We start from the raw sequence: 25,372 nt of genomic DNA on the forward strand, positions 1-25,372 counted from the left end.
GGCGGACCGTGGGCGCGCGCCGGGGCGCGGCCGCGCGGTAGGGTGGGTGCGAACCCACCACTCACTCGGCCGGGCTTCGGGGTGCCGGCGGTGCGTTGGCAGCCACCCTACGGACTGCATCGGGCGGCGTTATGGCCGAGAGGGGCCAGCGCCTTCGGCCTGGCGCCGCCCTACTCTGCGTGGCGGATGATGTCGGGCACGCCCAGCGTGTCGGTCAGCCGGGTCATCTCGCGCGCGACAAGGGCGAGGTTGCTGTCGCGCACCGTGGGCAGCATCGCGCGGGCCTGGCGCAGCTGCCCGTAATCCAGCTCGGCGGTGATGAGTTCGGGCCCATCGCCGGCCACCGCCAGCGGCTGACCAAAGGCGTCGAGGATGCGCGAGCCACCCCAGAAGGTCAGGTTTTCCTCGGTGCCGACGCGGTTGGCCATGATCGAGGGCGCCCCGTACATCATCGAGTAGAAATGCATCGTCGCGGCCCAGCCGGCGGGGTTGTCGAACCCCTCGCCCACGGCCTCGACCCCTGACGAGATCGGCGCGACCAAAAGCGTGGCCCCGTGCAGAAAGGCCATGTGCACCAGCGCCGGGTTCCACAGATCGGCACAGATCAAAAGGCCCAGCCGCCAGTCCTCGCCGATGGCATGGGTGTCGACGAAGCGGCCTTGCGCATAATACTTGGTCTCGACCAGCCGTCCGTAGGAGGGCAGGTTGATCTTGCGGTGCAGGTAGATCAGCCGCCCGGCCTTGAGCACGGCCGCGGCGTTGTAGAATTGCGCGCCGGGCCCTTCCTCGATGAAGCCCACCACGAGGATCATCTCGCCCGCCTCGCGAGAGAGGTCCAACAGCCGCTTGTCAGTGCGCCTGATGGCGACGTCCAGCAACGCCTCGGCGCCGTGATGGCCCGCAAGGCTGAGCTCGGGGAAGACCAGAAGGTCGGCGTCATGGGCCCGCGCCGAATGCACCCAGGCGCGATGCTCGTCGAAATTGGCGCCAAGATCGCCGATGCGGCTGGCAAATTGCGCGGCGGCGGCGATCAGCGGGCGTGTCATCTGGCGCTAGTCCTCCTCGGCGCGGGCGGCGAGCCGGTCGAGCCGGCCCATGCGGTAGAGCTGTATCTCGCGCATAAGCCGGATCGCCGGCTTGAGAAAGAAAAAGACCGAGCCGAGGACGAAAAGCCAGATTGCCGGGGTTTCGGCCGCGTCCCAGAAAAACAGGATCGAGCCGACGAGAAAGCACAGCGCGGCGGCGAAATCGACGACCGTATGTGCGATTTCGTACAGTGCGTAGACCCGCCGGGTGTCGGCGTTGCGTTCTCGGCTGGCATGGCGGAATAGCTGCATGGGCATGGCGGGCTGGGCTCTCAGTCCGGGGCAACATGGCACCACAGGTCAGCCGGACGGGAGGTACCTGCCCTGTTGCCTGGTTTGCGTAGCGGTGGCAGGCGGGCGCATCAGAGCGCGCCCTCGTCGACCAGCGACATCACCTCGCCCGTCGTGCCGTCCGGGTAGGCGAGGCATTGCCAGGGCGCCCGTCCCGCCCCGACGCCGATCCGCACCGTCGTGCCCGCCTCGGATTCCTGCGAAGATATCACCGTGACGTCCGGGTTGCTGGCCTCGCGCACGACCGCGGCGAGGCAGGCCTGCTCGTCGACGCTGGGCGGGCCGGAATTCGGCGCGCCACCGCTGTCGATACAGCCCGACAGGCCGGCCAGCGCGATGGCGCCGAGGGCGGGTTTGAAAAACATCACGGTCCTCCTTCCGGTTTCGTGCCTGCCGCGCGAACGGGCGGCGGGGTGCGACGCGGCGCACCGGCTGGGCAGAGCTTGGCAGAGGCCACGCCGCAACGGAAGCGCTGCCTGCCGTTTTGCGCGATTCCGCGCACCTTGGCAGAACGGCCGCGCCGCTGCGTCAACCGGACCGTGGCATCGGCGCCGATCATGGCTATGGAATGGGTTCTGGACCGGGCCGGGATCTCGGGGCTTGCGCTGCGGCAACTTGCGCTCATTCATAGGGGTGGGCGGATAGGCCGCCCATCGGGCCCGATCCGCAAGGCGAAGCCGCGGCCAAACGCAGCCCCGGCATCGGGCCCGTGAGGGAGGACGACGAATGACACGCGGCATTCTCTATCGGCACGCAGGGCTGATGGGCGGCATCTGGGCGGGGGCCGCGCTGTGTCTGGCCGGGCTGACGGGCACCGCGAACGGTGGGGTGGCCGTGATCCTTTGGCTGCTGCTTTTCGCCATCGGCTGCTGCGCCGGCGCGGTGCTGTCGCTGCGGCTGTTACGAGGCGCGGCATCGCTGTGGCCGGTGGCGCCCTCGGCGGCGCTGACAGCGCTGGCCGCCGCGGCGCTGGCCGCCCTGCCCGACGGATCGGGCCCGGTCGCTGCCGCGGCGCTGTCGGCCATGGCGCTGGGCGTGGGCCTTTGCACCGCGCCGCTGTTGCGCGCGCTGCGGCGGGGCGCGGTCGCGCCGGGCCGCGCTTTGGCCGGGGCCTCGGCCATCGCCGCGCTGGTCGCCGCGCTTGCCGGGGCGCTGGGGCTGGGGCTGGCCGCGTCGGGCGCGGGCCTGCCGCAGATCGCCCTTTACGGCGCCGCCGCCGCCCTTCTGGCAACGGCGGCGGCGATCCGGCTGTTCCCGCGCGATGCGCTGCAAGGCTTTGTCCGCATGGCGTTGCGGGGCTGGTTCCGCGTCGATGTCGAGGGCGCCGAGCATCTGTCGGCCGAGGGGCCCGTCATTTTCATGTCGAACCATGTCAGCCTCGTCGACGGCCCGCTCATGTTCGCGCTGATCGGGCGCGACTGCACCTTTGCGATGGACCCCGGCTGGGCCGGCAAACCGGGCCTGAGCCGCCTGGGAAATCTGGTGCCGCTCGCGCCGGTCGACCCGACCGAGCCGGTGTCGATGAAGGAACTCGCCGGCCATGTGCGCGGCGGCGGGGCGGCGATGATCTTTCCCGAGGGGCGGCTGACGGTGCATGGCGGGCTGATGAAGATCTTTCCCGGTGCGGCCTGGCTCTTGGACATGGCCGATGCGCCGGTCGTGCCGGTCTCGATCGAGGGGCTGGAATTCAGCCGCTGGTCGCGCCGCAAGATCGGGTTCCGCCGGCGGTGGTTTCCGCGGGTGCGTGTGCGGGTGGGCCCGCCGCAGCGGTTGGGGCTCGACCCCGCCGTGAAAGGCGCGGCCCGGCGCGAGGCTGCTAACGCCGCGCTGGTCGACCTGATGGAACGGCACCGGTTCGAGGCGATCAACCGTTGCGAGACGCTGAACGACGCGCTGAACGACGTGATCGCGCGGTTCGGCGCCCGCGGCAACGTGATCGACGACGCGATGGGCAACAGCCTCAGCCGGGGCAAGCTGCGCGTCGGCGCCGCGGCGCTGGGCGCCGAGCTGGCCCGGCGCACCGAGATCGACGACCATGTGGGCGTGCTGTTGCCCACGGTGGCCGCCGCGCCGGTCGTTTTGTTCGCGCTGTGGCGCGAGCGGCGCATCCCGGCGCTGTTGAACCCCACGCTGGGGACCGGCCCGGCGCTGTCGTGCCTGCGCACCGCGCGGGTCAGCCGGGTGATTTCATCGCGCGCCTTCGTCACGATCGGAAAGCTGGAGGCGGTGATCGACGCCTTCGAGGAAAACGGCGTCGAGATCCTGTGGACCGAGGACATCCGCGCGGCCATCGGCAGGAAGGAAAAGCTGAAGGCGTTGCTGAGCGCCAGCCGGCCGGGCCGCGGCGGCGCCACGGCGGACACGCCCGCCGCGATCCTGTTCACCTCGGGCACCGAGGGCGCGCCCAAGGGCGTGGTGCTGAGCCATGGCAACCTCTTGGCCAATGTCGCCCAGTTGAGGGCGCGCACCGATGTGGGCCCGGCCGACAAGATGTTTTCGGCGCTGCCGATGTTTCATTCGCTGGGCCTGACCGGGGGCGTTCTGTTCCCGCTGATCTGCGGGGCGCGGGTGGCGCTTTACCCCTCGCCGCTGCACTACCGCGAAATCCCGCATATGGCGTATATCCACCAACCGACCATCATCCTGGGCACCGACACCTTCCTGTCGGGATGGGGGCGCAAGGCCAGCCCCGCCGATTTCGCCACCCTGCGCGCCGCCATTGCCGGGGCCGAGCCGGTCAAGCAGAACACGCGCAATTACTGGGCCGATCAGTTCGGCGTGCGCATCCTCGAAGGCTACGGCACCACCGAGGCCGGGCCGGTTCTGGCGCTCAACACGCCCTCCAGCCACAAGTCGGGCACGGTGGGGCGGATGTTGCCCGGCATCGCGATCCGGCTAAAGGAGGTGCCGGGCCTGCCCGGCAACAAGCTCTTCATAAAAGGGCCCAACATCATGAAGGGCTATTACCTGCCCGAGGCGCCGGGCACGCTGTTGCCCCCGGACGAGGGCTGGCACGACACCGGCGACCTGATCGATATCGACGCAGATGGTTTCGTCGTGATCCGCGGCCGGCAAAGGCGGTTCATCAAGGTCGGCGGCGAGATGGTCAGCCTCGGCGCGGTCGAGGCGCTGGCCAGCGAGGTCTGGCCGGGTGTCGCGCTGGCCGCCGTGGGCCAGCCCGACCCGCGCAAGGGCGAATGCGTGGTGCTGGCCGTGACCGCGCCCGGGCTGGACCGCGCAGCACTGGCCCGGCACGCCAAGGAAAAAGGGGTCGCAGAGATCTCTCTGCCCGCGCGCATCGTCGAGATCGAGGAACTGCCGGTGCTGGCCTCGGGCAAGACGAATTATCCCGCGCTGACCGAGATGCTGGCCTAGCGCCCCGGGGCGGCCAGATCAGCGCGCGCCCCATGTGTCGGACAGCCGGTAGCCCTCGGGCCAGGGATCGTCGGGGTCGAGCATGTGCTGGTGCATGCCGGTGATCCAGCCGCGCCCGGATATCTCGGGCAGCACGGCGGGCAGATCGCCCACCCGCGTCGTGCCCAGGATGCGGCCGGTGAAGCTGGACCCGATCAGGGATCGCACGGTCAACGCCTCGCCGGCCTTCAACTGCCCGCGCCTGTGCAGCAGCGCCATGCGTGCCGACAGCGCCGTGCCGGTGGGCGAGCGGTCGACCTTGCCGGGACGGATCGCCACCGCGGCGCGGGTTTCCAGCCCCTCGGGCCCCCGCGCCAACGGCCCCGCGAACAGGCAGAACGAGATATGCCGCCAGTCGGCGTTCTCGGGGTGGTCGAAACCCAGCGCCGCGTTGGCCGCCTCGGTGATGCGCACGCCCAGCCGGGCGATGTCATGGGCCTCGTCCGGGTTCAGCGACAGGCCCAGCGCGGCCGCATCGGCCACGACGAAACTGTCGCCGCCATAGGCGGTGTCCACGCTCAGCGTGCCCAGCCCCGCGACCTCCAGCGGCGCATCCAGCCGCGCGGCAAAGCTGGGCAGGTTTTCAACGAAGATGCGCTCTGCCTTGCCGCCCTTGCACCGGGCGCGCACCCGCACCAGGCCACCGGGGGCCTCCAGCGTCAGCTCGGTCTCGGGCTCGCGCATGGGCAGGATACCGGCGTCCAGCAGCACGGTCGCCACGCAGATCGCGTTGGAGCCCGACATCGGCGGGGTGTCCTCGGGCTCCATGATGATGAAGGCGGCATCGGCGCGCGGGTCTTTCGGGGGGACCAGCAGGTTGACGTGGCGAAACACGCCGCCACGCGGTTCGTTCAGCACGAAGCACCGCAGCCGATCGTCGCTGGCGATCCATCGGCTTTGCGCCCAGATCGTGTCGCCGGGCGGCGGCGCCACGCCGCCAACGATGACATCGCCCACCTCGCCCTCGGCATGGGCGGAGATGACATGCACCGTCTTGCTGCTGCGCATGGCCGGCCTGTCCCTTTTTCACGTCGCGTCCGGGCCTCGTGATCGTCTTCGATACCGGCAGCTTGAGGACGGCCCTTCCGCCGGTCGGGGCGGGCCGCCCGACACGGCTCAGAAATCGAGGTTTTCGACGCTCAGCGCATTTTGCTGGATGAACTCGCGCCGCGGCTCCACCACGTCGCCCATGAGCTTGGTAAAAATGTCGTCGGCCTCGGCCACGTCCTCGATACGCACCTGCAACAGCGTCCGCGCCTCGGGGTCCAGCGTGGTTTCCCACAACTGGCCGGGGTTCATCTCGCCCAGCCCCTTGTAGCGTTGCAGGGCGAGGCCCTTTTCGCCCTCGGCGAGGATCGCGCTCAACAGTTCGCTGGGCCCGTGGATCGGCTGTTCGCGGTCCTTGCGCACCAGCCGCGCCGGCGTGCCGTAGACCTCTTGCAGGTTTTCGGTAAACCCGCCCAGCCGCCGCGCCTCGGGCGAACGCAGGGCGGGGCCGTCGATCGTGCGCACCTCTTCGACGCCGCGCAGCAGGCGCGTCAGCCGCAGCCCCTTGTCCTGGGTCGGGCGGCCCTTCCAGCCGCGTTCGTATTCCAGCGCCACGAGGTCGAGCCGCGCGGCCACGGCGTCGGCCGTGCCCTGCAGGTCGGCGTCGATCTGCCCCGGCAGGAAGGCGCCGGCGACCGCGGCCTGTTCGATGATATGCGACGGGTAGTGGGTCGGGAACGCGTGCAGGACGCGGCGCACCTGGCGCGCCTCGTCGACAACGCGGGCAAGGTCCGCCCCGATCATTTCCTCGCCCGAGCCGAGGCGCAGCATCGCCCCCTCGACCCCCATCTGGATCAGGTAATCCTCCAGCGCCGGCTGGTCCTTGAGATAGACCTCGGACTTGCCGCGGCTGACTTTGAAAAGCGGCGGCTGGGCGATATAGAGATAGCCGCCCTCGATGATCTCGGGCATCTGCCGGAAAAAGAACGTCAGAAGCAGCGTGCGGATATGCGCACCGTCGACATCCGCGTCGGTCATGATGATGATCTTGTGATAGCGCAGTTTCGCGATATCGAACTCGTCGCGCCCGATGCCGGTGCCCAGCGCGGTGATCAGCGTGCCGATTTCCTGGCTTCCGAGCATCCGGTCGAACCGCGCGCGTTCCACGTTGAGAATCTTGCCGCGCAACGGCAGCACCGCCTGGTTGGCGCGCGCCCGGCCCTGCTTGGCCGAGCCGCCGGCCGAGTCGCCCTCGACCAGGAACAGCTCGCTATGCGCGGGGTCCTTTTCCTGGCAATCGGCCAGCTTGCCGGGCAGGCTGGCCACGTCCATCGCCGTCTTGCGGCGGGTCAGCTCGCGCGCCTTGCGCGCGGCCTCGCGCGCCAGCGCGGCCTCGATGATCTTGCCGACGATCTGCCGCGCCTCGGCCGGGTTTTCCTCGAACCACTCGGCCAGCTTTTCGTTCACCAGGCTCTCCACCGCCGGCCGAACCTCTGAGCTGACCAGCTTGTCCTTGGTCTGCGAGCTGAACTTGGGGTCGGGCACCTTGACCGACAGCACGCAGGTCAGCCCCTCGCGGGCGTCGTCGCCGGTAAAGTTCACCTTTTCGCGCCGGGCGATGCCGCTCGACTGGGCGTAACCGTTGATCGTGCGCGTCAGCGCGCCGCGAAACCCCGCCATATGGGTGCCGCCGTCGCGCTGCGGAATGTTGTTGGTAAAGGGCAGCACGGTCTCGTGGTAGCTGTCGTTCCACCACATCGCGACCTCCACGCCGATGCCGTCGCGTTCGCCTGCGATAAAGATCGGCTCGGGCATCACGGGTGACTTGTGGCGGTCCAGATAGCGCACGAATTCGCGGACGCCGCCCTCGTAGACCATCTCGGTCTTTTGCGGCTCGCCCGGCCGGGTGTCTTCCAGCACGATCATGACGCCGGAATTGAGGAACGCCAGTTCGCGCAACCGGTTTTCCAGCGTCTTGAAGCTGTACTCGAGGTTCGAGAACGTATCGAGCGAGGCGAGAAAGCGCACCTCGGTTCCGGTGCGCCCGCCCGCGTCTCCCACGACCTCCAGATGCTGCACCGTCTCGCCGCGCTCGAAGCGGGCGTGGTGTTCCTTGCCGTCGCGCCAGATCCTGAGCTCCAGCCAGTCGCTGAGCGCGTTGACCACGCTGACGCCGACGCCGTGCAGGCCGCCCGACACCTTGTAGGAGTTCTGGTCGAACTTCCCGCCGGCATGCAGCTGCGTCATGATGACCTCGGCGGCCGAGACGCCCTCGCCCTCGTGAATGCCCACAGGAATCCCCCGGCCGTTGTCGGACACCGAGACGCTGCCATCGGGATGAAGCGTCACGCTGACAGCGTCGGCATGTCCGGCGAGCGCCTCGTCGATACCGTTGTCCACCACCTCGTAGACCATGTGGTGCAGGCCCGACCCGTCGTCGGTATCGCCGATATACATACCGGGGCGCTTGCGAACCGCCTCCAGGCCTTTGAGAACCTTGATGGAATCGGCGCCGTATTCCTCTGGCGTCGGCACTTTTTCGGCCATGGGAGCCTTCCTTCGGATTTTTCCGATTTTATACGATCTTATGGGGGGGTTGTCACGCCCGACCCACAAGATTTGGTGTCAGGTGAAGGGGATCACCAGACCCACCCCGATCAGCAGGGCCCCGGCGGTCCGGTTGGTCCGTCTCAACGCGGCAGGCGAGGTCAGGATACGCCGCGCCCGGTCGATGAAGAGCGCGAAGACGAGATTGCCGAGAAGCGGCACGGCCATCGAGATGCCCACGATGGCCGCAATGTCCGGACCGCGGACCGCGGAGAGATCGAAAAAGCCCGGCAGCACGCCCATGTAGAACAGGATGGCCTTGGGGTTGCCGAGGATCACCGCGAGCCCCGCAAGAAACCCCGCCCACATGCCGGGCCGCGTCAGGCGGCTGTCCTCGGCGATGGACGCCGCCGGATGGCGCAAGAGAAACACGCCCATCCCCACGAAAACCAGGCTCGCCACCACGCGCAGCACCGCGAGGAACCCGTCGAAGACCGAGACGATCCAGCTGACCCCGAGGATCGCCAGAAGCGGCCAGAGCGCGTCCCCGATCACCACGCCGAGGGCCAGAGGCCAGGCCGCGCGAAACCCGCCCGAAAGGGCCCGCGCCGTCAGCGCGACCCAGACCGGACCGGGGGTCAGAAACAGCACCAAGAGCGCGCCGGAATAGAGCAGAAGGTCGCCGGGCGTGACCGTCACGGCGCCGCCCTCTCGGCAATCCGGCTGGTGCCGCCCTCCTCGGTCACCTCCAGCATCTGCGCGCGGTCGCCCAGGGCCTCGAACAGCTCCGCCCCGGTGCCGGTCATCCAGGCCTGCGCGCCGAGGGCGCAAATCTCGTCGTAAAGCGCCGCGCGCCGCCCGGCATCCAGATGCGCCGCCACCTCGTCCAGCAGGATCAGCGGCGGCGCGCCGAAATCCTGCGTCAGCGCCCGCGCGTTGGCCAGGATCAGCGCGATCAGCAGCGCCTTCTGCTCGCCGGTCGAGGCCTGGCCCGCCGCCACCCCCTTGGCCGCGAACACCGCCTCCAGATCGCTCCGGTGCGGCCCGGTCAGCGTGCGCCCCGCCGCCATGTCTCGCGGCCGCCCCTCGGCCAGCGCGGCGGCCAGCTCCGCCGGCGCGCCGGGGTCGGCGCCATCGGGCCCCGCCAGCGCCAGGCCGGCCCTGGGAAAGGCGGTCTCGGCACTGGCCTGCGCGGCCTCCAGGCGGGCCAGCGCGGCGCGCCGGTTGGCGCCGATCGCGGCGCCCGCCTCGGCCATCCGGCCCTCCAGGGCGGCATACCAATGGGCGTCGCGCACCTCGTCCCTCAGCAGCCTGTTGCGCTCGCGCATCGCCTTTTCGTAGGTCAGCACCGCCTCGCCGTGGCCCGGCTCGAAACTCAGCGTCACCCGGTCGAGAAAGCGCCGCCGCCCCTCGGCCCCCTCGATCCACAGCCGGTCCATCGCCGGCACCAGCCACAGCACCCGGGCGATCCGGCCCAGCGCCACCTGCGCGGCCGTCTTGCCGTCGATCCTGACCTGCCGCGTGCCCCCCGGTTCGGCCCAGGTTTCGACCTCGTGCACCTGGTAGAGCGAGGCCAGCACCGCGCCCAGCTTCCAGCCCAGCGCGCCCGGCGCGCGGGCCATTTCCTCGGCGCTCGCGCGGCGCAGCCCGCGGCCCGGCGACATCAGCGATACCGCCTCCAGCACGTTGGTCTTGCCCACCCCGTTCGCGCCGAACAGCGCCACGGGCCGGCCGTCGAGCGTCAGCCGCGCCCGCGCGTGCGAGCGGAACTGCGCAAGCGTCAGCTCTGTCAGGGCCAGCCTGGGCATCCCCTGCCCTTCTTCTTGGCAAAAATACCCCTGCCGGAGGCGCGCGTCGCAGACGCGCCCCCTGGCGCCGCCGCGCTCACACGCGCATCGGCATCACGACGAAGACGGCCGAGGTATCGTCGCCCTCGCGCATCAGCGTCGGGTCGCCCGACGAGTTGAACATGAAAACAGCGTTCTCGCGGTCGACCTGGCTGGCGATCTCCAGCAGGTACTTGGCGTTGAACCCGATCTCGAGCTTTTCGTCGCCATAGGCCACGGCCAGCTCTTCCTCGGCGGCGCCGCTGTCGGGGGCGTTGACCGACAGCACCAGGCGGTCTTCGTCCAGCGCCAGCTTGACCGCGCGCGAGCGTTCGGAACTGACCGTCGCCACGCGGTCGACCGCCTTGGCGAACTCGGCCGCATCCACCTCCAGCCGGCGGGTATTGGCGGTGGGGATCACGCGGGAATAGTCGGGGAAGGTGCCGTCGATCACCTTGGAGGTCAGGGTGATCTCGGGCGTGGCAAAGCGCACCTTGGTTTCGCTCACCGACACGGCGATCTGCGCGTCGTCGTCATCGAGAAGCTTGCGCATCTCGCCCACGGTCTTGCGCGGCACGATCACGCCAGGCATCGCGTCGGCGCCCTCGGGCAGGGGCGCGTCGATCCGGGCCAGCCGGTGGCCGTCGGTCGCCACGCAGCGCAGCACCCGGCCGTTTTCGCCGTCGGCCACATGCATGTAGACACCGTTGAGGTAATAGCGGGTCTCTTCGGTCGAAATCGCAAATTTCGACTTGTCGAAGAGCCGGCGCAGCACCGGCGCGGGCGCCGAGAAATTCGAGCCGTATTCCGACGAGGCCATCACCGGAAAGTCCTCTTTCGGCAGGGTGGCGAGGGTGAAATGCGACCGCCCGGCCTCGACGACCAGCCGCCCCGAGGCGCCATCGTCGGTCATCTGCACCAGCGCCCCGTCGGGCAGCTTGCGCACGATCTCGTGCAGCGTCACCGCCGACACCGTCGTCGCGCCCGCGCGCTCGACATGGGCGGGCACCCGGTCGACCACCTCGATATCCAGATCCGTGGCGCGAAAGCTGACGCTATCGCCCTCGGCCTCGACCAGCACGTTGGCAAGGATCGGAATGGTGTTGCGCCGCTCCACCACCGACTGCGCCTGCCCGACCGCTTTCAGAAGCGTGCCGCGTTCGATGCTGATCTTCATACCCTCGCTCCTCTTGTCGCCGGGGAGGCAAAACCTAAAGGTTTCCCTTTCCCGCGCAAGCATTTTCGCGGACTGTCCGACGCTTTGCGAGGGGCGTCAAGAGTACAGCGGCGAGCGGTCTCAGCCTTCCAGGGTGCGGCGCAGCATTTCGACGTCTTCCGCGATCTGGGCATCGCTGGAACGCAGCTCTTCAACCCGCTTGACGGCGTGCATGACGGTGGTGTGGTCACGCCCGCCAAAGCGGCGCCCGATATCGGGCAGCGAGCTGGTGGTCAGTTTCTTGGCCAGGTACATCGCGATCTGCCGCGGCCGGGCCAGCGTGCGCTGCCGGCGCGGGCCCAGCATGTCGGCAAGGCGGATGTTGTAATGCTCGCTGACCTTGCGCTGGATGTCCTCGACGCTGACCTTGCGCTCGCTCGATCGCAGGATGTCGGCCAGGCAATCCTGTGCCAGCTCCAGCGTGATCTCGCGCCCTACCAGCGACGAAAAGGCAAAGAGCCGGGTCAGCGCACCTTCCAGCACCCGCACGTTGGTGGTGATCCGGTGGGCGAGGAACTCCAGCACCCCGTCGGAGATCGCCAGCCCGGGGTATTGCACGCGGTAAAGATCGACCTTCTGTTGCAGGATGCCGAGGCGCAGCTCGTAATCGGTCGGGTGCAGATCGACCACCAGTCCGCACTGCAGGCGGCTCTTGATCCGGTCTTCAAGATCCTTGATCTCGCCCGGTGCGCGGTCGGCGGAAATGATGATCTGCTTGTTCTGGTCGACCAGCGCGTTGAAGGTGTGGAAGAATTCGTCCTGCGTGCTGTCCTTGCCGGCAATGAACTGCACGTCATCGACCATCAGCACGTCGACCGAGCGGTAAAGCTCCTTGAAACCGATCGTGTCGCGCTCGCGCAGCGCCTGCACGAACCGGTACATGAACTGTTCGGCCGAGAGGTAGACCACCCTGAGCTGGGGCGAGCTTTCGCGCAGCTCCCAGGCGATGGCGTGCATCAGATGTGTCTTGCCGAGGCCGACCCCGCCATAAAGGAACAGCGGGTTGAAGGTCACGGGGCCGGCTTCGGCCACGCGGCGGGCGGCGGCGTGGGCCAGCTCGTTGGGCTTGCCCACGACGAAACTGTCGAATGTGAACCGGCCGTCGAGGGGCGCGCCGGGCAGATCGCCCCCGATCGCCGTGGCGGGCTTTGGCGCGGGCTGGGCGTGTCTGGCCGTCGTCTGGCGGCCCTTGTCGGAGCGGACTGAGAATTCCAGCCGCTCCACATCGACCCCGACGCGGGTCAGGTGGTCGAGGATCTGATCGCTGAAATGACGCTCAACCCAGTTGCCGACGAACGTGGTCGGCACGTGGAACCGTGCCACCCGGTCCTGAAGGCGGTCGAACTTCAACGGCGATATCCAGGTTACGAAATTGTTCTTGCCAATGCTCTTCTCAAGGTCAGCACAGATTTCGCCCCATGTTTCGTCTGTCATTTTGCCCGCTTTCAGTTCGTCCCATTCTTATCCGCGAAACGACGTCCTACCGCTTACCACTCATGGCGCCGCCCGCCCGGCGAACCAGACCGGCCGAGGGTGATCGGCGCACCAGCCGTTACGGTATAATCCATCCCTTCGGCAAACGGCATGGCCGTTTCCGTCGGTCAGGTCATACTCCGCTTCGGCGCGGGCGCCCCGGACATGTTCAGACTGACGCGCCGATCCAAGATCGGCTGCCGCGTCGCCACGGACAAAGCATCACGCCATGCGTCCCCATACGCATCAATGGCCTAGCTTCGACCCGGATCGGCGTGCAACCTCGGGTTGTCCGCGAGGACGCCCCTGCACATCCGATCCACCTCGGCGACTGCCTCATGTCCCCCCAGACGATGTGAATCGCTTGGAGACGCTAGCAACAGGCCCGCCACAGGCGCAACAGAACTTAAAGCTTGACTTGAACTTAACAGAACGAATCCGAAATGGCGTTACCAAAGGCACACAGCAAGGGGCCAAAGCCGATAAATCGGGCGGTAAAGCTCAATAAAAAAAGGGCGCGCCGGGTGGCGCGCCCTGTTGGAGGCGCGATCCGGGAAGGCCCCGGCGCGCGCGGAGTTTCAGGCTCCGATGGCCTTTACCCGGGCCGACAGGCGCGACAACTTGCGCGCGACCGTGTTCTTGTGCAGCACGCCCTTGGTGACTCCGCGCATCAGCTCGGGCTGGGCCTGGCGCAGGGCGACTGCGGCGGCGTCCTTGTCGCCGGAAGCGATGGCTTCCTCGACCTTGCGAAGGTAGGTGCGGATGCGCGAGCGACGCGCCTTGTTGATTGCGAAGCGGCGCTCGTTCTGGCGGGCGCGTTTCTTTGCCTGGGGCGAATTAGCCATGTGTCTTTCCCATTCCCGGGTCTGTTGTATCGTGAAGCGCAAAGAGACCCGGCCGGGTTTTCGACCACCGGCTGATTCCGGCCAAAGCGGGCCTCACGCGCATGTATAACGGCGCCCTATAGGGGATCGCGCCGCCAAAGGAAAGCCCCCAGTTGGAACGCTTACTTGTCGCGGAACTGCGGCTCGCGCTTTTCCAGAAAGGCCGACATGCCCTCGGACTGGTCCTCGGTGGCAAACAGCGCATGGAACATCCGGCGTTCGAACAGCAGCCCCTCGCGCAGGGTGGTCTCGTAGGACCGGTTGACCGATTCCTTGACCGCCATCACGGTGACCGCCGATTTCTCAGAGATCTTCTGGGCCGCGGCCATCGCCTCTTCCATCAGCTTCTTGGCCGGCACCACGCGGCTGACCAGCCCCGATCGCTCGGCCTCTTCGGCGGTCATGAAGCGGCCGGTCAGGTGCATGTCCATGCTCTTGGACTTGCCGACAAAGCGGGTCAGGCGCTGGGTGCCGCCGATGCCGGCGACGACGCCGAGGTTGATCTCGGGCTGGCCGAATTTCGCGGTATCCGCGGCGATGATGAAATCGCAGATCATCGCCAGCTCGCAGCCGCCGCCCAGCGCATAGCCCGACACCGCGGCGATAATCGGCTTGCGGCAGGCAAGCAGTGCCTCGGTCTCGCGCGCGAACATGTCCTCGGTAAACACCTCGACAAAGCTCTTTTCGCTCATCTCGCGGATATCGGCGCCCGCGGCGAAGGCTTTGTCCGATCCGGTCAGAATGATGCACCGGACCTTTTCGTTGGCATCCGCTTGCGCGACCGCGTCGGAAAGCTCGGCCAGCAACTCGGAATTCAGCGCGTTCAGCGCGTCGGGCCGGTTCAGCCGGATCAGCGCTACGTGGTCTTCGATCTCGACGATCAGCGTCTTGTAGGCCATGGCGAGGGCATACTCCTGTGGTTCGGACCCGAGTCCTTAGCAGCCTGCGACCAGCAATCAAGCTATCTTTGGCATCGCGGGCAGTAGAAGGTGGACCGGCCCGATTGCACGATGCGCCGGATGGCGCCGCCGCATCCGGGGCTGCGGCAGGGCGCGCCCTCGCGGCCATAGGCCCGGAAATCATGCTGAAAATAGCCCAGCTCGCCGCTGGCCTGACGATGGTCGCGCAAGCTGGAGCCGCCCGCCGCGATGGCCTCGGTCAGAACGTCGCGGATGACCGGCACCAGCCCCGCCACGCGCGGCGCCGCGATTCGCCCGGCCTTGCGCCGGGGCGATATGCCGGCGCGGTTCAGCGCCTCGCAGACATAGATGTTGCCCAGCCCCGCCACCACGCGCTGATCCAGCAGCGCGGCCTTGATCGGCGTCATCCGGCCCCTGAGGCGGGCCACCAGGTAGGCGTCGTTGAAGGCGTTGCCCAATGGCTCGGGCCCCAGATCGGCCAGCAGCCAGTGCGCCTCGGCCGCGGCGGTCGGCACCAGGTCCATCGCGCCGAAGCGGCGCGCATCGTTGAAGGTGACGCGCGCGCCGCCCGCCATGTCCAGGACCACGTGGTCATGTTTTTCCGGCGCGGGGTGATCGAAATGGAACGCCCCCGGCATCACCCCCGAGACCAGCATCCGCCCCGACATGCCCAGGTGGATAATCAGCGTCTCGCCCGTGTCGAGATCGGCCAGGATGTATTTCGACCGCCGGCGCAGACGCAGCACGCGCGCGCCCGTCAGCCGTGCGGCCATGTCCGGCGGGAAAGGCCAGCGCAGGTCAGGCCGGCGCACATCGGCGCGGGCGATCACCTGGCCCTCCATCGCGGGGGCCAGCCCCCGGCGCACGGTTTCGACCTCGGGAAGTTCGGGCATCGGCGGCGCGGCCTCGGGTTTTGCATCGGCCCGCGTGGGCAAGCGAGCCACAGACATAGCCCCCACCCGGGGCCACCGCAACAAACGGTGCCCGTGCCGGTTGCCCTAACTGCGGCGTGATCACCGTTTGTGTCTTTCGCCGCCACGCTATATCGACACATTGAGCAATTCAGGGCAGCCCTCGATGACCGACCAGCAAACCACGCATTTCGGATTTCAGACCATCCGCGAAGACGAAAAGGCGGGCATGGTGCATGGCGTCTTTACCCGCGTCGCCTCGCGCTACGACCTGATGAACGACCTGATGTCGGGCGGCGTCCACCGCATCTGGAAAGACGCGATGATGGACTGGCTGGCACCGCGCCCGCACCAGCGCCTGCTCGATGTCGCGGGCGGCACCGGCGACATCGCCTTTCGCTTTCTCAAGCGCGCGCCGGGCGCCAGCGCCGTTGTCCTCGACATGACGGAATCGATGCTGGTCGAGGGGCGCAAGCGGGCCGACGCGGAACGGATGGCCGACAGCCTGGAATGGGTTGTGGGCGACGCGATGGCGCTGCCCTTCGAGGACAATTCATTCGACGTGGCCACCAACGCCTTCGGCACCCGCAACGTCACCCGCATCCAGGACTGGCTGAACGAGGCCTACCGCGTGCTGCGCCCCGGCGGGCGGCTGATGGTTCTCGAGTTCAGCCAACTGCCCAATTCGGCGATGCAATGGGCCTATGACCGCTACTCCTTCAACGTGATCCCGGTGATGGGCCAGATCGTGGCGAACGACCGCGACAGCTATCAGTACCTGGTGGAATCGATCCGCAAGTTTCCCGACCAGGACAGCTTTGCCGACATGATCCGCCAGGCGGGCTTTGAGCAGGTGAAGTACCGCAACCTGTCGATGGGCATCGCGGCGCTGCATTCGGGCTGGAAGATCTAGCATGCGCGGGCCTCACAATATCTGGCGGCTGGTGCAGACACTGGCCACGATGGAGCGCACGGGCGCCAACCGCATGGTGCTGCAAGAGCTGGGTGCGCCTGCCAGCGTGCGCGCCGCCGCGCGCATCCTGGGCTGGCCGTTCAAATGGCTGGGCGAAAAGGGCGACCCTTCGCTGCCCCCCGCGACCCGGGCGATCACGGCGCTGGGCCCGGCCTATATCAAGTTCGGCCAGATCCTCTCGACCCGGCCCGACGTGGTGGGCGACGAGCTGGCCGTGCAGTTGCGCGTGCTGCAGGACAAGCTGGCACCGTTTCCCGTCGAGGTGGCCAAGCAAACGGTCGCCCAGGAGCTGGGCCGCCCGGCCGACACGCTGTTTTCGGAATTTTCCGAACCGATCGCGGCGGCCTCGATCGCGCAGGTGCACCAGGCGCGCGTCGCCGAGACCGGCGAACTGGTGGCCGTCAAGGTGCTGCGCCCGAATGTCGAGCGCAATTTCCGCCGCGACATCGACGCGTTCTATTTCGCGGCCTCCACGATCGAGCTTCTGGCCCCGTTTTCGCGCCGCCTGCGTCCAAGCGACGTGATCGCCCATTTCGACGGGGTCGTCACGGGCGAGCTGGACCTGCGCATCGAGACATCGGCCGCCGCCGAATTCGCCGCCAATACCGAGAACGACCCCGGATTTGCCGTGCCCCGGATCATCTGGCCCCTGTCGGGCAAGCGTGTCCTGACGCTGGGCTGGTGCGAGGGCGTGCCGATCGGCGACAATGCCGCGCTGGATGCCGCCGGGCACGACCGCCGCGCCATCGGTGAGCGGGTGCTGGCGATGTTCCTGCGCCACGCGCTGCGCGACGGCTATTTCCACGCCGACATGCACCAGGGCAACATGAAGGTGGGCCCGAACGGCGACATCCTGGTTTTTGATTTCGGCATCATGGGGCGGATCGACGAATACACCCGCCGGGTCTATGCCGAGATCCTCTACGGCTTTATCCGGCGCGACTATCGCCGGGTGGCCGAGGTGCATTTCGAGGCCGGCTATGTGCCCGCCGACCGCGATATCGACGAATTCGCCCAGGCGCTGCGCTCGGTGGGCGAACCGATCTTCGGGATGGATGCCAGCTACATCTCGATGGCCAAGCTTCTCGCCTATCTCTTCGAGGTGACAGAGCGGTTCGGCATGGCCACGCGGACCGAGTTGATCCTGCTGCAACGCACCATGGTGGTGGTCGAGGGCGTGTCGCGCTCGCTCAACCCTTCGATCAACATCTGGGAGGTCGCCCGGCCCATCGTCGAGGAATACATCAAGGAAAACATAGGCCCCAAGGCCGTGGTGCGCGACCTGGTGCGCACGGCGCGGGTGCTGTCGCGCTTTGGCCCGCGGCTGCCCGAGATGGCCGAGACGCTATTGATCCAGCAATCCAACCCCGACCCCGAGCCGCCGCGCCCGTCGCCGTTCAAGCCGGTCCTCTGGATGGGCATCGGCGGCGCGCTGGTCGGCGCGGGCATGGTGCTGGGCCTGTTGATCTAGGGCTCGGGATCGCGCAGGCCGGTCACCGCGTCGCCGGCCACGCGCCCGCCGCCGGCAAAAAGCAGCACCGCCGCGCCGTCCTCGACCCGCACCTCCGCCACGCGCTGGTAGGTCTCGGCCCGCGCGCTGTCGATCAGCGCGCCGCTGCTGTCGTAGCCTTCCACGGAAAACCGGTAGGGCCCTTGCCCGAAGGGTGTGCCGTCCTCGTCCGTACCGGCCCAGGTGACGGTCTCGTCCGCGGGGTCGATCGCCAGGCGCTGGCGTTCGGCGCCGGTCTCGTCGGCGACCACCAGCTCGGCCCGCGCCGCGCCGGAGGGCGCGCCGAGCTCGATGGTCAGCGGGGTCCCGTCGAATGGCGCGGGCGCGGCCGAACGCACCTCGCGCCCGACCCAGTCGCCATAGGCGGCCAGTGCGGACAGGCCCATCCCGCCGGCCATCGTCTCCAGCAGGCTGTTGGTGCGCAATTGCTGCTCGACCCCCGAAAAGGTGGCAAGCTGCACCGCGAATTCGGTCGACTTCATCGGGTCGAGCGGGTCCTGGTTGCGGATCTGTGCGGTCAGCATCCGCAGGAAGGTTTCAAAGTCCGACGGAATCGTGGCTGTCAGGGCCGAACCGGCCGGCGTCGCGGCCGGGGCGGTTGCCATGGTGGTGTCGGCGGTGGCGTCCATCGGTCTCTCCGGTCAGATTCGAATGTCGAGCCCCGTCCGCGCGGGCGGGGCGGCGGGGTCCGCGGCGCCGGGGCTGCCCGCGGCTTCTTCCTCGGCTCTCTCGGGCACGGGGCCGTCCGGGGGCGGGCGCGCGTCGTCCCCTTGCCCCGCGCCGAACTCGAAGCGGATCTCGCCATAGCCGAGGCCGCGCAGCTCGGCCCCCAGATGCTCGATATGGCGGCGCAACAGCGCGTCCGTCTCGGCGCGCTCGGCCTGGACGGTAACGGTCAGCCCGGTATCGGCGGGCGACAACGCGATGCGGACGCGGCCAAGTTCTTCGGGCCGAAGCTGCAACTCGACGCCGCCATCGCGGGCATGGCGCAGCGCCTCGACGATCTGAACCTGGGGCGCCGCGGCGGGCCTGCGCGCCGTGGGAGGGGCGGTGCCATCGGGCGGGCCGCCCGGCGACGGAGCGGCCCGAGATGCCAGTGCGATCTCCGCCCGCGGGCCAGTCTCGGCCTCGGGCGCCAGTCCGGCCGCCTCGGGCGGCGCGGCGGCGGACCCCGCCGCGCCCGCAGAAATACCGACGGCATGGGACCCTGTCGCGCCGCTCTTGCCTGCCGGGCCAGCCCCTTCGGAGCGCGGATCTCCGCCGCCTGCGCGGCCCAACGGCGCGGCCACGCAGCCATCCGCCGAAGGTTTCGGCAGTCCATCGCAGGGCGCCGGCCCACGTCCGGCCGGGATGCGGCCGGCTTGCGTTTCGGGGGCCGACGGTCGGTCTGTCACGGCGGGGCCTGCCTGATGGCTGGCCGCGCCCCCCGGTGCTTGCCCCGGCCCCGATGGGCGTGGACGGAACGCGGCGTCGCCCAAGGCGCGGGTGGAAAGGGCGCCGGGTGCCGCCGCCATGGCGGGCAGGGCGGCAATGTCAGCCGCGGCGCCAACCGGCAGAGCGGCTGGCGCCGGCGAGGCGGGGCGAAATGGCCCGGATTTGGCCGTGTCAGTCTCTGTTTCACCCGGTTTTCCGGCGGCTTGGGGTGGGGCCGGATTGGGCCCGCCGGGGCCCGGCGACGGCGCTGTGGGCATCGGCACGGCCGGCCCGTTACCCGGCTGGGATGTCCGCGCGGATGGGAACCAGGCCGCCTTGCCCGCCGGCCCTGCCATATTGGCGGAATGCGCCACGGGCGCGGGCACGGCCAGCGCCATCGGCACGGCCGCATGGCCTGCGCCCTGGGGGCTTCCGGCCGCCTCGGTCTCGGGCGCTTCCAGGTCGGCGGCGGCGGCGGGGGACTCTGCCCCGCCGGCCACGGCCGCCTTTTCGACCGCAACGCCTGCCACGGCGCGGGCAAAAGCCGGCGCCGCAGACAGGGCGGGCGGCGGGGCGGGCGGCGCCGAAACGATCGGCGCGGTGCCCTGTCTGGGGGCGGATAGGGATGAGGCGACGGTCATGGGCCGATCATCCGGCACAGAGGTTACCGCTTCTTTACCCGCGCCGGTGCATATCCGGGCCAGACCCCGCGCCAAGGAGACGCCATGATCCAGCCCCCGCCCCCGACGACCCCGAACCAGACCGCCCTGCGCGGCGCGGCGCGCGCGCTCGAGGCGCAGGTCATCGCCGAGATGCTGAAAGCGGCCGGCCTCGGCCGGACGCCCGCGGCCTTTGGCGGCGGCACGGGCGAAGACCAGTTCGCCTCGTTCCTGCGCCAGTCCCAGGCCGAGGCCATGGCCGAGGCCGGCGGCTTCGGCCTGGCCGAACGGCTGTTCCACGCGCTCCACGGCCCGGCCGATGGAAAGCGCTGACCCGCTGGACGCGCTGCACGCGCTGCTCGACGCGGAATACCGGCTGGTGCGCACAGGCGGCCTCGCGCGTGCCGCGGGGCTGGCCGAGGAAAAGCGCCGCCTGGCCGAGAGGCTGGCACAGATGCGCCCCGCGGGCGACCGGGTGGCCGCGCTGCGCGCCCGCGCGGAACGCAACGAGGCGATGCTGGCCGCGGCGCTCAGGGGGCAGGCGGCCGCGCGGCAACGGCTGGCCGCGCTGCGGCAGGCGGCGTCGCAGCTCGACACCTACGACCGGGACGGGCGCCCGCAGACGCTGGGCCGGGGGCCGGGGCTCTCGCGCCGGGCCTGACGCCTTTTCATCGAATTGCGCGGGTCCGCCAAGCAGCCATTAGCGCGCCGTTAAGACCCCGCCGGGATTGTCGGATGCGCACCGGGGGTCCGGTGGCGCGGGCCCCCGCGGGCGCACCGCAAAAGGTCAGAAGGCCGGAACCGCCGCGATGTGCGGCATCTCACGCCGGGCGCAAAGCGCCCTTTCCGAAAGGACCGAGACACATGTCGAGTATTCTGACCAATTCCAGCGCGATGGTGGCCCTGCAGACGCTGAAAAGCATCAACACCAACCTGGCCAAGACGCAGGACGAGATCTCCACCGGCAAATCGGTGGCCACGGCCAAGGACAGCGCCGCCGTGTTTGCCATCACCAAGGTGATGGAATCCGACGTCAGCGGTTTCAAGTCGATCTCCGATTCGCTGTCGCTGGGGCAATCGACGGTGGCGGTCGCCGCGAACGGGGCCAAGCAGGTCGGCGATCTGCTGAACGAGATCAAGGGCAAGATCGTCGCCGCCAACGAGGACAACGTCGACCGCACCGCGCTGAACGACGAGATCCTCTCGCTCAGGAGCCAGATCAACGGCATCGTCGCCTCGGCCCAGTTCAACGGCCTCAACCTGCTCGACGGGTCGCAGACGACCTTTGACGTTCTGGGCTCGATGAACCGCGACGCGTCAGGCGCGGTCAACACCTCGACCATCGCGATGAGCACGTCCACCACCAACCTCAGCGCGACGGCGGGCACCGCCCTCGTCGGCGCCGGTCTCGCCTCGCAGCTGGGCGGCACCGCGGCGGGCACGGACCAGAGCGCGCTGCCGGGCGGATACGACAACACCGGCGCCACCGTGATCGCCACCACCGCCACGGCGGCGCTGACGATCGCGCCGCCCCTGACCGACGGCACCAATGCCGGGGCCGCCAGCCGCACCGAGGCCACCGCGGCGCAGCTGGCCGATGCCACCGGTTTCCTCGAGGGCGATTTCCTGCAGGTCAGCATCGGCTCGGTCAGCGCATCCTACACCGTGCGCGAGGGCGACCAGGAGGCCGATATCGTCGGCGGCATCCGCGCCGCGCTGGACGATGCGGGCGCAAACGGCAGCGCCTTCCTGATCGAGGCGAACGGAAGTGACCTGCAGATCACCAACAATACCGGCCTGGAACAGCGCATCAGCGTCACCGCCAGCCGCGGCTCCGGCGGGCTGTCGGGGCTGGCCGGCCTGAGCGTGGCCACCGGCAGCGACGCCGCCCTCGCGCTGGGCACGATCGAGCAACTGATCCAGACCACGTCGGACGCGCAGGCCGCGCTGGGCACCACCGCCAAGCGGCTGGAGCTGCAGGACGACTTCATGTCGACCATGATCGACAGCTTCAAATCGGGGATCGGCGCGCTGGTCGACGCCGACATGGAGGCCGCCTCGGCCCGGCTGCAGGCGTTGCAGGTGCAGCAGCAGCTGGCGACCCAGGCCCTGTCGATCGCCAACCAGGCGCCGCAGAACATCCTGTCGCTGTTCCGCTAAGGCCGCGGGCCGGGGCGGGCCGCTGGTCCGCCCCGGCCAGACCAATGGCACCAACCGCCCTTGAGAACGGAAGGACAGACCCGTGACCGCGCTTTCCCTCGCACGCTCGGCCTATGGCATGGCGACCGACCCGACGCGCCCGCCGCGCGCGGCCGAATACGATGCCTTCGCCCGGGTCACCGCCGGGCTGAAATCGGCCCAGTCAGGCCCCCTGCCCGCCCGCGCGGCGGCACTGCACGACAACCGCCGGCTATGGGCCGCGCTCGCCGCCGATGTGGCCCAGCCGGGCAACGCCCTGCCCGACGCGCTGCGCGCGCGCATCCTTTTCCTGGCGGATTTCATACGCCAGCACAGCCGCGCCGCGCTGACGGGCACAGCCGACTGCGCCCCGCTGATCGAGATAAACACCGCGGTGATGCGCGGGTTGACCGGCACGGAGCCCGCGGCATGAGCGGCCTCGTTCTCAAGCTCGGCCCCGGCGAACGGGTGCTGGTCAACGGCGCCGTGATCGAGAACGGCGAGCGCCGCGGCCGTTTCAGCATCCTCACACCGGGTGCGAAAATCCTGCGGCTGCGCGACGCGCTCCACCCCGAAGAGGCCACGACGCCGGTGCGCCGGGTCTGCTATGCCGCGCAGCTGGTGCTGTCGGGCGATGCCGAGCCCGAGGCGGTGCGACTGCAACTGCTGCGCGGGATCGAACAACTCAGCCAGGCGCTGACCGACCCTGACAGCCGCAGCCGGCTGGACATGGCCACCGCCGCGGTGATCGAGGGGCGGCATTACCAGGCGCTCAAGGCCCTGCGCAGCCTGTTGCCGCGGGAAGACCGCCTGTTGGCGGCTGCAACGCCATGAGTTTTCAGCCGATTTTGCCCCTGGGCGGCTATGCCGGCTGGGCCTTTCTCACCCGCACGCTGGACCGCCAGCAGGCGGTGTTCGACAAAAGCCCCGCGATGGCCCGCGATACCGACTATTTCACCGCCAAGATCGGCGAGGTCGATAGCGCCGGGGCGCTGGTCGCCGACCGGCGGCTGTTGCGCGTGGCGCTCGGCGCCTTCGGGCTGGGCGATGACATCGACAGCCGCCATTTCATCCGCACCGTTCTGGAAGACGGCAGCACCGACACGGCCGCACTGGCCAACAAGCTGAGCGACAAGCGCTACCTCAAGCTGGCCGAGGCGTTCGGGTTCGGCCCGGGCGAGACCCGGCGCACCGGCCAGCCGGGGTTTGCCGAACGCATCGTCGCCGCCTATCGCAACCAGCGATTCGAGACCGCCGTGGGCGAACAGGACACCAGCCTGCGGCTGGCGCTCAATCTCGAACGCGAGCTGAGCGATCTGGCGGCGCGCGGGCTGAACGACGCCTCCGCCTGGTTCTCGGTGATGGGCTCGGCCCCGCTGCGCCAGGTGTTCGACACCGCCTTCGGCCTGCCCGACGGCTTTGCAGCGCTGGACCTGGACGACCAGCTTTCCGGCTACCGCGCGAAAGCCGAACAGCGGTTCGGAAGCGCGGAGTTCGCACAGTTCGCACAGCCCGAACGGCGCGAAGAGCTGGTGCGCGCCTACCTCTTGCAGGCGCAGGTGCGGCAGGTCGATGCCACGCTCAGTTCCGCCCGCACGGCGCTGACCCTGCTCGGCGGATAGCGGCAGGCCAGCCGCCCGCCCAGGTTGTGACACCCGGCCCAAAACCGGCGCCACGCAACCACGGAAAGCCTGGCACCACCACGCTCATTCCGGCTCGGGCCACGACCCGTTCAGGATCGCGCCGAGGTCGGCAAACGCCTGTGCCGGCCCGTCCGGCGCCGCGGCGCCCAGAAACGCGTCGAGCGCCGGCCAGACCGCCACCGCCGCGTCAATCTCAGGGTCTGTTCCGGCGGAATAAAGCCCGGCCTGGATCATCATCTCGGCCTGGTCATAGGCCCCCAACAACCGCCGCGCGCCGGCGATCGCCGCGTTTTCTGCCGCGCTCGCCACGCCGGGCAGGCTGCGCGAGACCGACCGCAGCAAATCGATCGCGGGGAACCGCCCGCGCTCGGCGATCCGCCGGTCCAGAACCACATGGCCGTCGAGCGTGCCGCGCAGGATGTCGGCCACCGGCTCTTCCATGTCCGACCCGGCGACCAGCACGCTGAAGACTGCGGTGATGTCGCCCATCCCCGCCGCACCCGGCCCGGCCCGCTCGGCCAGGGCCATCACTTCGCGCACGGTCGAGGCGGGGAAGCCGCGCAGGTCCGCGGCCTCGCCCCCGGCCAGCGCCAGTTCGCGGTGGGCCTCTGCAAAGCGCGTCACCGAATCGGCCAGCAACAGCACGTGCCGGCCCGCGTCGCGGAAATGCTCGGCCACCGCCATCGCCGCCCAGGCAGCACGGCGGCGCACCAAGGGCGACTGGTCCGACGCGGCGGCCACCACGACGCTGCGCGCCATCCCCTCGGGGCCCAGCACATCGGTGACGAACTGCCCGATCTCGCGCCCGCGCTCACCGATCAGCGCCAGCACCACCACGTCGGCCTCGACCCCGCGCGCGAACCGGGCCAGCAGCATCGACTTGCCCACGCCGGAGCCCGCGAAAAGGCCCAGCCGCTGGCCGCGCGCCAGCGGCAACAACGTGTCGAACGCCGCCATGCCGGTCGCCAGCCGCTGGCCGAGCGGGCGTCGCCGTGCGGCGGGCGGGGGTGGCGCGCGCAGCGGCCGGGCGCACGGCCCCGGCATCAGCGGCCGGCCGTCGAGGGGCGCGCCGAACGGGTCGATCACCCGGCCCAGCCAGTGCGCCGCCGGCGCGATGCGTCCGACGCCCGCCAGCACCGCCACGTCGCCCACCGACAGACCGTCGGGTGACCCGTCGGGCAGCACGGTGATGCAGTCCTCGGCCAATCCCAGCACCTCGCCCCGCCGCGCCACCGCGCCGCGCTGGCGCAGCTCGACCAGATCGCCCAAGGCGGCCTGACCGCTCAGCCCGGTCACCGACACTGTGCCGCCCCCGGCCGCGCACACGCGGCCCACGGCGCGCGACAGGCACAGCCCGTCGAGACGGCCCCGGAGGGCGGCAAAGGGATCATGGGCCATCGGTCGCTCCGTTCATCATGCGCACACGCTTTCTAAAGGAATCG

The 25,372-nt window shown here is 69.3% G+C and carries 24 protein-coding genes; 9 read left to right on the forward strand and 15 right to left on the reverse strand.

Annotation, left to right across the window (positions count from 1 at the left end):
- Nucleotides 1-170: 170 nt before the first annotated feature.
- The 3 genes from Ga0609869_RS06245 to Ga0609869_RS06255 form a co-directional block, all read right to left on the reverse strand.
- The gene (locus Ga0609869_RS06245; protein WP_125405464.1) at nt 171-1,046 is read right to left on the reverse strand and encodes a nitrilase-related carbon-nitrogen hydrolase; all 876 of its coding nucleotides are present in this window, start codon (nt 1,044-1,046) and stop codon (nt 171-173) included.
- Between the two features lie 6 nt (nt 1,047-1,052).
- Nucleotides 1,053-1,337, reverse strand: a complete 285-nt coding sequence (locus tag Ga0609869_RS06250; RefSeq protein ID WP_125405461.1) for a YrhK family protein — start codon at nt 1,335-1,337, stop codon at nt 1,053-1,055.
- A 110-nt stretch (nt 1,338-1,447) separates the two neighbouring features.
- Nucleotides 1,448-1,741, reverse strand: coding sequence for a hypothetical protein (locus tag Ga0609869_RS06255; protein ID WP_125405459.1), 294 nt, complete (start codon nt 1,739-1,741; stop codon nt 1,448-1,450).
- A gap of 361 nt (nt 1,742-2,102) precedes the next feature.
- On the opposite strand from Ga0609869_RS06255, the gene Ga0609869_RS06260 reads away from it, so the two are divergent.
- Nucleotides 2,103-4,751, forward strand: coding sequence for an AMP-binding protein (locus Ga0609869_RS06260; RefSeq protein WP_369022840.1), 2,649 nt, complete (start codon nt 2,103-2,105; stop codon nt 4,749-4,751).
- A gap of 18 nt (nt 4,752-4,769) precedes the next feature.
- On the opposite strand, the gene Ga0609869_RS06265 is transcribed toward Ga0609869_RS06260, so the two are convergent.
- From Ga0609869_RS06265 to mutM, 9 genes are all read right to left on the reverse strand, one after another.
- Nucleotides 4,770-5,798 carry a trans-3-hydroxy-L-proline dehydratase gene (locus Ga0609869_RS06265; protein WP_125403013.1) on the reverse strand — a complete coding sequence of 343 codons (1,029 nt, stop codon included), beginning with the start codon at nt 5,796-5,798 and terminating at the stop codon, nt 4,770-4,772.
- 108 nt (nt 5,799-5,906) lie between these two features.
- Nucleotides 5,907-8,324, reverse strand: a complete 2,418-nt coding sequence (gyrB, locus tag Ga0609869_RS06270; RefSeq protein ID WP_125403014.1) for a DNA topoisomerase (ATP-hydrolyzing) subunit B — start codon at nt 8,322-8,324, stop codon at nt 5,907-5,909.
- A gap of 78 nt (nt 8,325-8,402) precedes the next feature.
- Nucleotides 8,403-9,023 carry a LysE family translocator gene (locus Ga0609869_RS06275; RefSeq protein ID WP_125403015.1) on the reverse strand — a complete coding sequence of 207 codons (621 nt, stop codon included), beginning with the start codon at nt 9,021-9,023 and terminating at the stop codon, nt 8,403-8,405.
- Nucleotides 9,020-10,132 carry a DNA replication/repair protein RecF gene (recF, locus tag Ga0609869_RS06280; RefSeq protein WP_125403016.1) on the reverse strand — a complete coding sequence of 371 codons (1,113 nt, stop codon included), beginning with the start codon at nt 10,130-10,132 and terminating at the stop codon, nt 9,020-9,022. The genes Ga0609869_RS06275 and recF overlap by 4 nt, the downstream gene beginning before the upstream one ends.
- Before the next feature lie 76 nt (nt 10,133-10,208).
- The gene (gene dnaN, locus Ga0609869_RS06285; protein WP_125403017.1) at nt 10,209-11,327 is read right to left on the reverse strand and encodes a DNA polymerase III subunit beta; all 1,119 of its coding nucleotides are present in this window, start codon (nt 11,325-11,327) and stop codon (nt 10,209-10,211) included.
- A 120-nt stretch (nt 11,328-11,447) separates the two neighbouring features.
- The gene (gene dnaA / locus Ga0609869_RS06290; RefSeq protein ID WP_125403018.1) at nt 11,448-12,800 is read right to left on the reverse strand and encodes a chromosomal replication initiator protein DnaA; all 1,353 of its coding nucleotides are present in this window, start codon (nt 12,798-12,800) and stop codon (nt 11,448-11,450) included.
- Nucleotides 12,801-13,417: 617 nt separating this feature from the next.
- On the reverse strand, nt 13,418-13,684 hold the full coding sequence (gene rpsT / locus Ga0609869_RS06295) for a 30S ribosomal protein S20 (protein WP_125403019.1): 267 nt from the start codon (nt 13,682-13,684) through the stop codon (nt 13,418-13,420).
- A 161-nt stretch (nt 13,685-13,845) separates the two neighbouring features.
- On the reverse strand, nt 13,846-14,622 hold the full coding sequence (locus tag Ga0609869_RS06300) for an enoyl-CoA hydratase (RefSeq protein ID WP_125403020.1): 777 nt from the start codon (nt 14,620-14,622) through the stop codon (nt 13,846-13,848).
- 62 nt (nt 14,623-14,684) lie between these two features.
- Nucleotides 14,685-15,536: a bifunctional DNA-formamidopyrimidine glycosylase/DNA-(apurinic or apyrimidinic site) lyase gene (gene mutM, locus Ga0609869_RS06305; RefSeq protein ID WP_125403021.1), complete on the reverse strand. Its 852-nt coding sequence runs from the start codon at nt 15,534-15,536 to the stop codon at nt 14,685-14,687.
- A 184-nt stretch (nt 15,537-15,720) separates the two neighbouring features.
- Between mutM and ubiE the strand changes: the two genes are divergently transcribed.
- Nucleotides 15,721-16,467 (forward strand): bifunctional demethylmenaquinone methyltransferase/2-methoxy-6-polyprenyl-1,4-benzoquinol methylase UbiE, encoded by a 747-nt coding sequence (gene ubiE / locus Ga0609869_RS06310; protein ID WP_125403022.1) that lies wholly within the window; start codon nt 15,721-15,723, stop codon nt 16,465-16,467.
- A gap of 1 nt (nt 16,468) precedes the next feature.
- On the forward strand, nt 16,469-17,998 hold the full coding sequence (ubiB, locus tag Ga0609869_RS06315) for a 2-polyprenylphenol 6-hydroxylase (protein ID WP_125403023.1): 1,530 nt from the start codon (nt 16,469-16,471) through the stop codon (nt 17,996-17,998).
- On the opposite strand, the gene Ga0609869_RS06320 is transcribed toward ubiB, so the two are convergent.
- Both Ga0609869_RS06320 and fliK read right to left on the reverse strand, forming a co-directional pair.
- Nucleotides 17,995-18,666, reverse strand: a complete 672-nt coding sequence (locus Ga0609869_RS06320; RefSeq protein ID WP_125403024.1) for a flagellar hook capping FlgD N-terminal domain-containing protein — start codon at nt 18,664-18,666, stop codon at nt 17,995-17,997. The two genes, ubiB and Ga0609869_RS06320, sit on opposite strands and share 4 nt — an antisense overlap.
- Nucleotides 18,667-18,678: 12 nt before the next feature.
- Complete coding sequence (gene fliK, locus Ga0609869_RS06325; RefSeq protein ID WP_170168731.1) at nt 18,679-19,326, reverse strand: flagellar hook-length control protein FliK; 648 nt, start codon at nt 19,324-19,326, stop codon at nt 18,679-18,681.
- Nucleotides 19,327-20,175: 849 nt separating this feature from the next.
- On the opposite strand from fliK, the gene Ga0609869_RS06330 reads away from it, so the two are divergent.
- The 6 genes from Ga0609869_RS06330 (at nt 20,176) to Ga0609869_RS06355 (ending at nt 23,909) form a co-directional block, all read left to right on the forward strand.
- Complete coding sequence (locus tag Ga0609869_RS06330) at nt 20,176-20,442, forward strand: rod-binding protein (protein ID WP_125403026.1); 267 nt, start codon at nt 20,176-20,178, stop codon at nt 20,440-20,442.
- Nucleotides 20,429-20,770 carry a hypothetical protein gene (locus tag Ga0609869_RS06335; protein ID WP_125403027.1) on the forward strand — a complete coding sequence of 114 codons (342 nt, stop codon included), beginning with the start codon at nt 20,429-20,431 and terminating at the stop codon, nt 20,768-20,770. Before Ga0609869_RS06330 ends, Ga0609869_RS06335 begins: the two co-directional genes overlap by 14 nt.
- 203 nt (nt 20,771-20,973) lie before the next feature.
- Nucleotides 20,974-22,269, forward strand: coding sequence for a flagellin N-terminal helical domain-containing protein (locus Ga0609869_RS06340; protein ID WP_125403028.1), 1,296 nt, complete (start codon nt 20,974-20,976; stop codon nt 22,267-22,269).
- A gap of 82 nt (nt 22,270-22,351) precedes the next feature.
- Entirely contained in the window at nt 22,352-22,720 is a 369-nt protein-coding gene (gene flaF, locus Ga0609869_RS06345) for a flagellar biosynthesis regulator FlaF (protein ID WP_125403029.1), read from the forward strand.
- Nucleotides 22,717-23,121: a flagellar biosynthesis repressor FlbT gene (gene flbT / locus Ga0609869_RS06350; RefSeq protein WP_125403030.1), complete on the forward strand. Its 405-nt coding sequence runs from the start codon at nt 22,717-22,719 to the stop codon at nt 23,119-23,121. The genes flaF and flbT overlap by 4 nt, the downstream gene beginning before the upstream one ends.
- Nucleotides 23,118-23,909, forward strand: a complete 792-nt coding sequence (locus Ga0609869_RS06355) for a DUF1217 domain-containing protein (protein WP_125403031.1) — start codon at nt 23,118-23,120, stop codon at nt 23,907-23,909. The genes flbT and Ga0609869_RS06355 overlap by 4 nt, the downstream gene beginning before the upstream one ends.
- 84 nt (nt 23,910-23,993) lie before the next feature.
- On the opposite strand, the gene Ga0609869_RS06360 is transcribed toward Ga0609869_RS06355, so the two are convergent.
- Nucleotides 23,994-25,328, reverse strand: a complete 1,335-nt coding sequence (locus Ga0609869_RS06360) for a FliI/YscN family ATPase (protein WP_125403032.1) — start codon at nt 25,326-25,328, stop codon at nt 23,994-23,996.
- Nucleotides 25,329-25,372 lie beyond the last annotated feature (44 nt).

It is taken from the genome of Rhodovulum iodosum (assembly GCF_041020385.1).
In the GTDB taxonomy this organism is placed as follows: Bacteria; Pseudomonadota; Alphaproteobacteria; order Rhodobacterales; family Rhodobacteraceae; genus Rhodovulum; species Rhodovulum iodosum.

Bases quoted from the DNA above. Each gene is read 5' to 3' on its own strand.
- ubiE (WP_125403022.1), top strand. From the start codon at position 15,721: ATGACCGACCAGCAAACCACGCATTTCGGATTTCAGACCATCCGCGAA.
- Ga0609869_RS06265 (WP_125403013.1), bottom strand. From the start codon at position 5,798: ATGCGCAGCAGCAAGACGGTGCATGTCATCTCCGCCCATGCCGAGGGC.
- Ga0609869_RS06245 (WP_125405464.1), bottom strand. From the start codon at position 1,046: ATGACACGCCCGCTGATCGCCGCCGCCGCGCAATTTGCCAGCCGCATC.
- dnaA (WP_125403018.1), bottom strand. From the start codon at position 12,800: ATGACAGACGAAACATGGGGCGAAATCTGTGCTGACCTTGAGAAGAGC.
- ubiB (WP_125403023.1), top strand. From the start codon at position 16,469: ATGCGCGGGCCTCACAATATCTGGCGGCTGGTGCAGACACTGGCCACG.
- Ga0609869_RS06360 (WP_125403032.1), bottom strand. From the start codon at position 25,328: ATGGCCCATGATCCCTTTGCCGCCCTCCGGGGCCGTCTCGACGGGCTG.
- Ga0609869_RS06320 (WP_125403024.1), bottom strand. From the start codon at position 18,666: ATGGACGCCACCGCCGACACCACCATGGCAACCGCCCCGGCCGCGACG.
- Ga0609869_RS06260 (WP_369022840.1), top strand. From the start codon at position 2,103: ATGACACGCGGCATTCTCTATCGGCACGCAGGGCTGATGGGCGGCATC.
- Ga0609869_RS06355 (WP_125403031.1), top strand. From the start codon at position 23,118: ATGAGTTTTCAGCCGATTTTGCCCCTGGGCGGCTATGCCGGCTGGGCC.
- Ga0609869_RS06335 (WP_125403027.1), top strand. From the start codon at position 20,429: ATGGAAAGCGCTGACCCGCTGGACGCGCTGCACGCGCTGCTCGACGCG.
- Ga0609869_RS06300 (WP_125403020.1), bottom strand. From the start codon at position 14,622: ATGGCCTACAAGACGCTGATCGTCGAGATCGAAGACCACGTAGCGCTG.
- Ga0609869_RS06340 (WP_125403028.1), top strand. From the start codon at position 20,974: ATGTCGAGTATTCTGACCAATTCCAGCGCGATGGTGGCCCTGCAGACG.
- mutM (WP_125403021.1), bottom strand. From the start codon at position 15,536: ATGCCCGAACTTCCCGAGGTCGAAACCGTGCGCCGGGGGCTGGCCCCC.
- rpsT (WP_125403019.1), bottom strand. From the start codon at position 13,684: ATGGCTAATTCGCCCCAGGCAAAGAAACGCGCCCGCCAGAACGAGCGC.
- Ga0609869_RS06330 (WP_125403026.1), top strand. From the start codon at position 20,176: ATGATCCAGCCCCCGCCCCCGACGACCCCGAACCAGACCGCCCTGCGC.
- Ga0609869_RS06250 (WP_125405461.1), bottom strand. From the start codon at position 1,337: ATGCAGCTATTCCGCCATGCCAGCCGAGAACGCAACGCCGACACCCGG.
- dnaN (WP_125403017.1), bottom strand. From the start codon at position 11,327: ATGAAGATCAGCATCGAACGCGGCACGCTTCTGAAAGCGGTCGGGCAG.
- flbT (WP_125403030.1), top strand. From the start codon at position 22,717: ATGAGCGGCCTCGTTCTCAAGCTCGGCCCCGGCGAACGGGTGCTGGTC.
- recF (WP_125403016.1), bottom strand. From the start codon at position 10,132: ATGCCCAGGCTGGCCCTGACAGAGCTGACGCTTGCGCAGTTCCGCTCG.
- Ga0609869_RS06255 (WP_125405459.1), bottom strand. From the start codon at position 1,741: ATGTTTTTCAAACCCGCCCTCGGCGCCATCGCGCTGGCCGGCCTGTCG.
- gyrB (WP_125403014.1), bottom strand. From the start codon at position 8,324: ATGGCCGAAAAAGTGCCGACGCCAGAGGAATACGGCGCCGATTCCATC.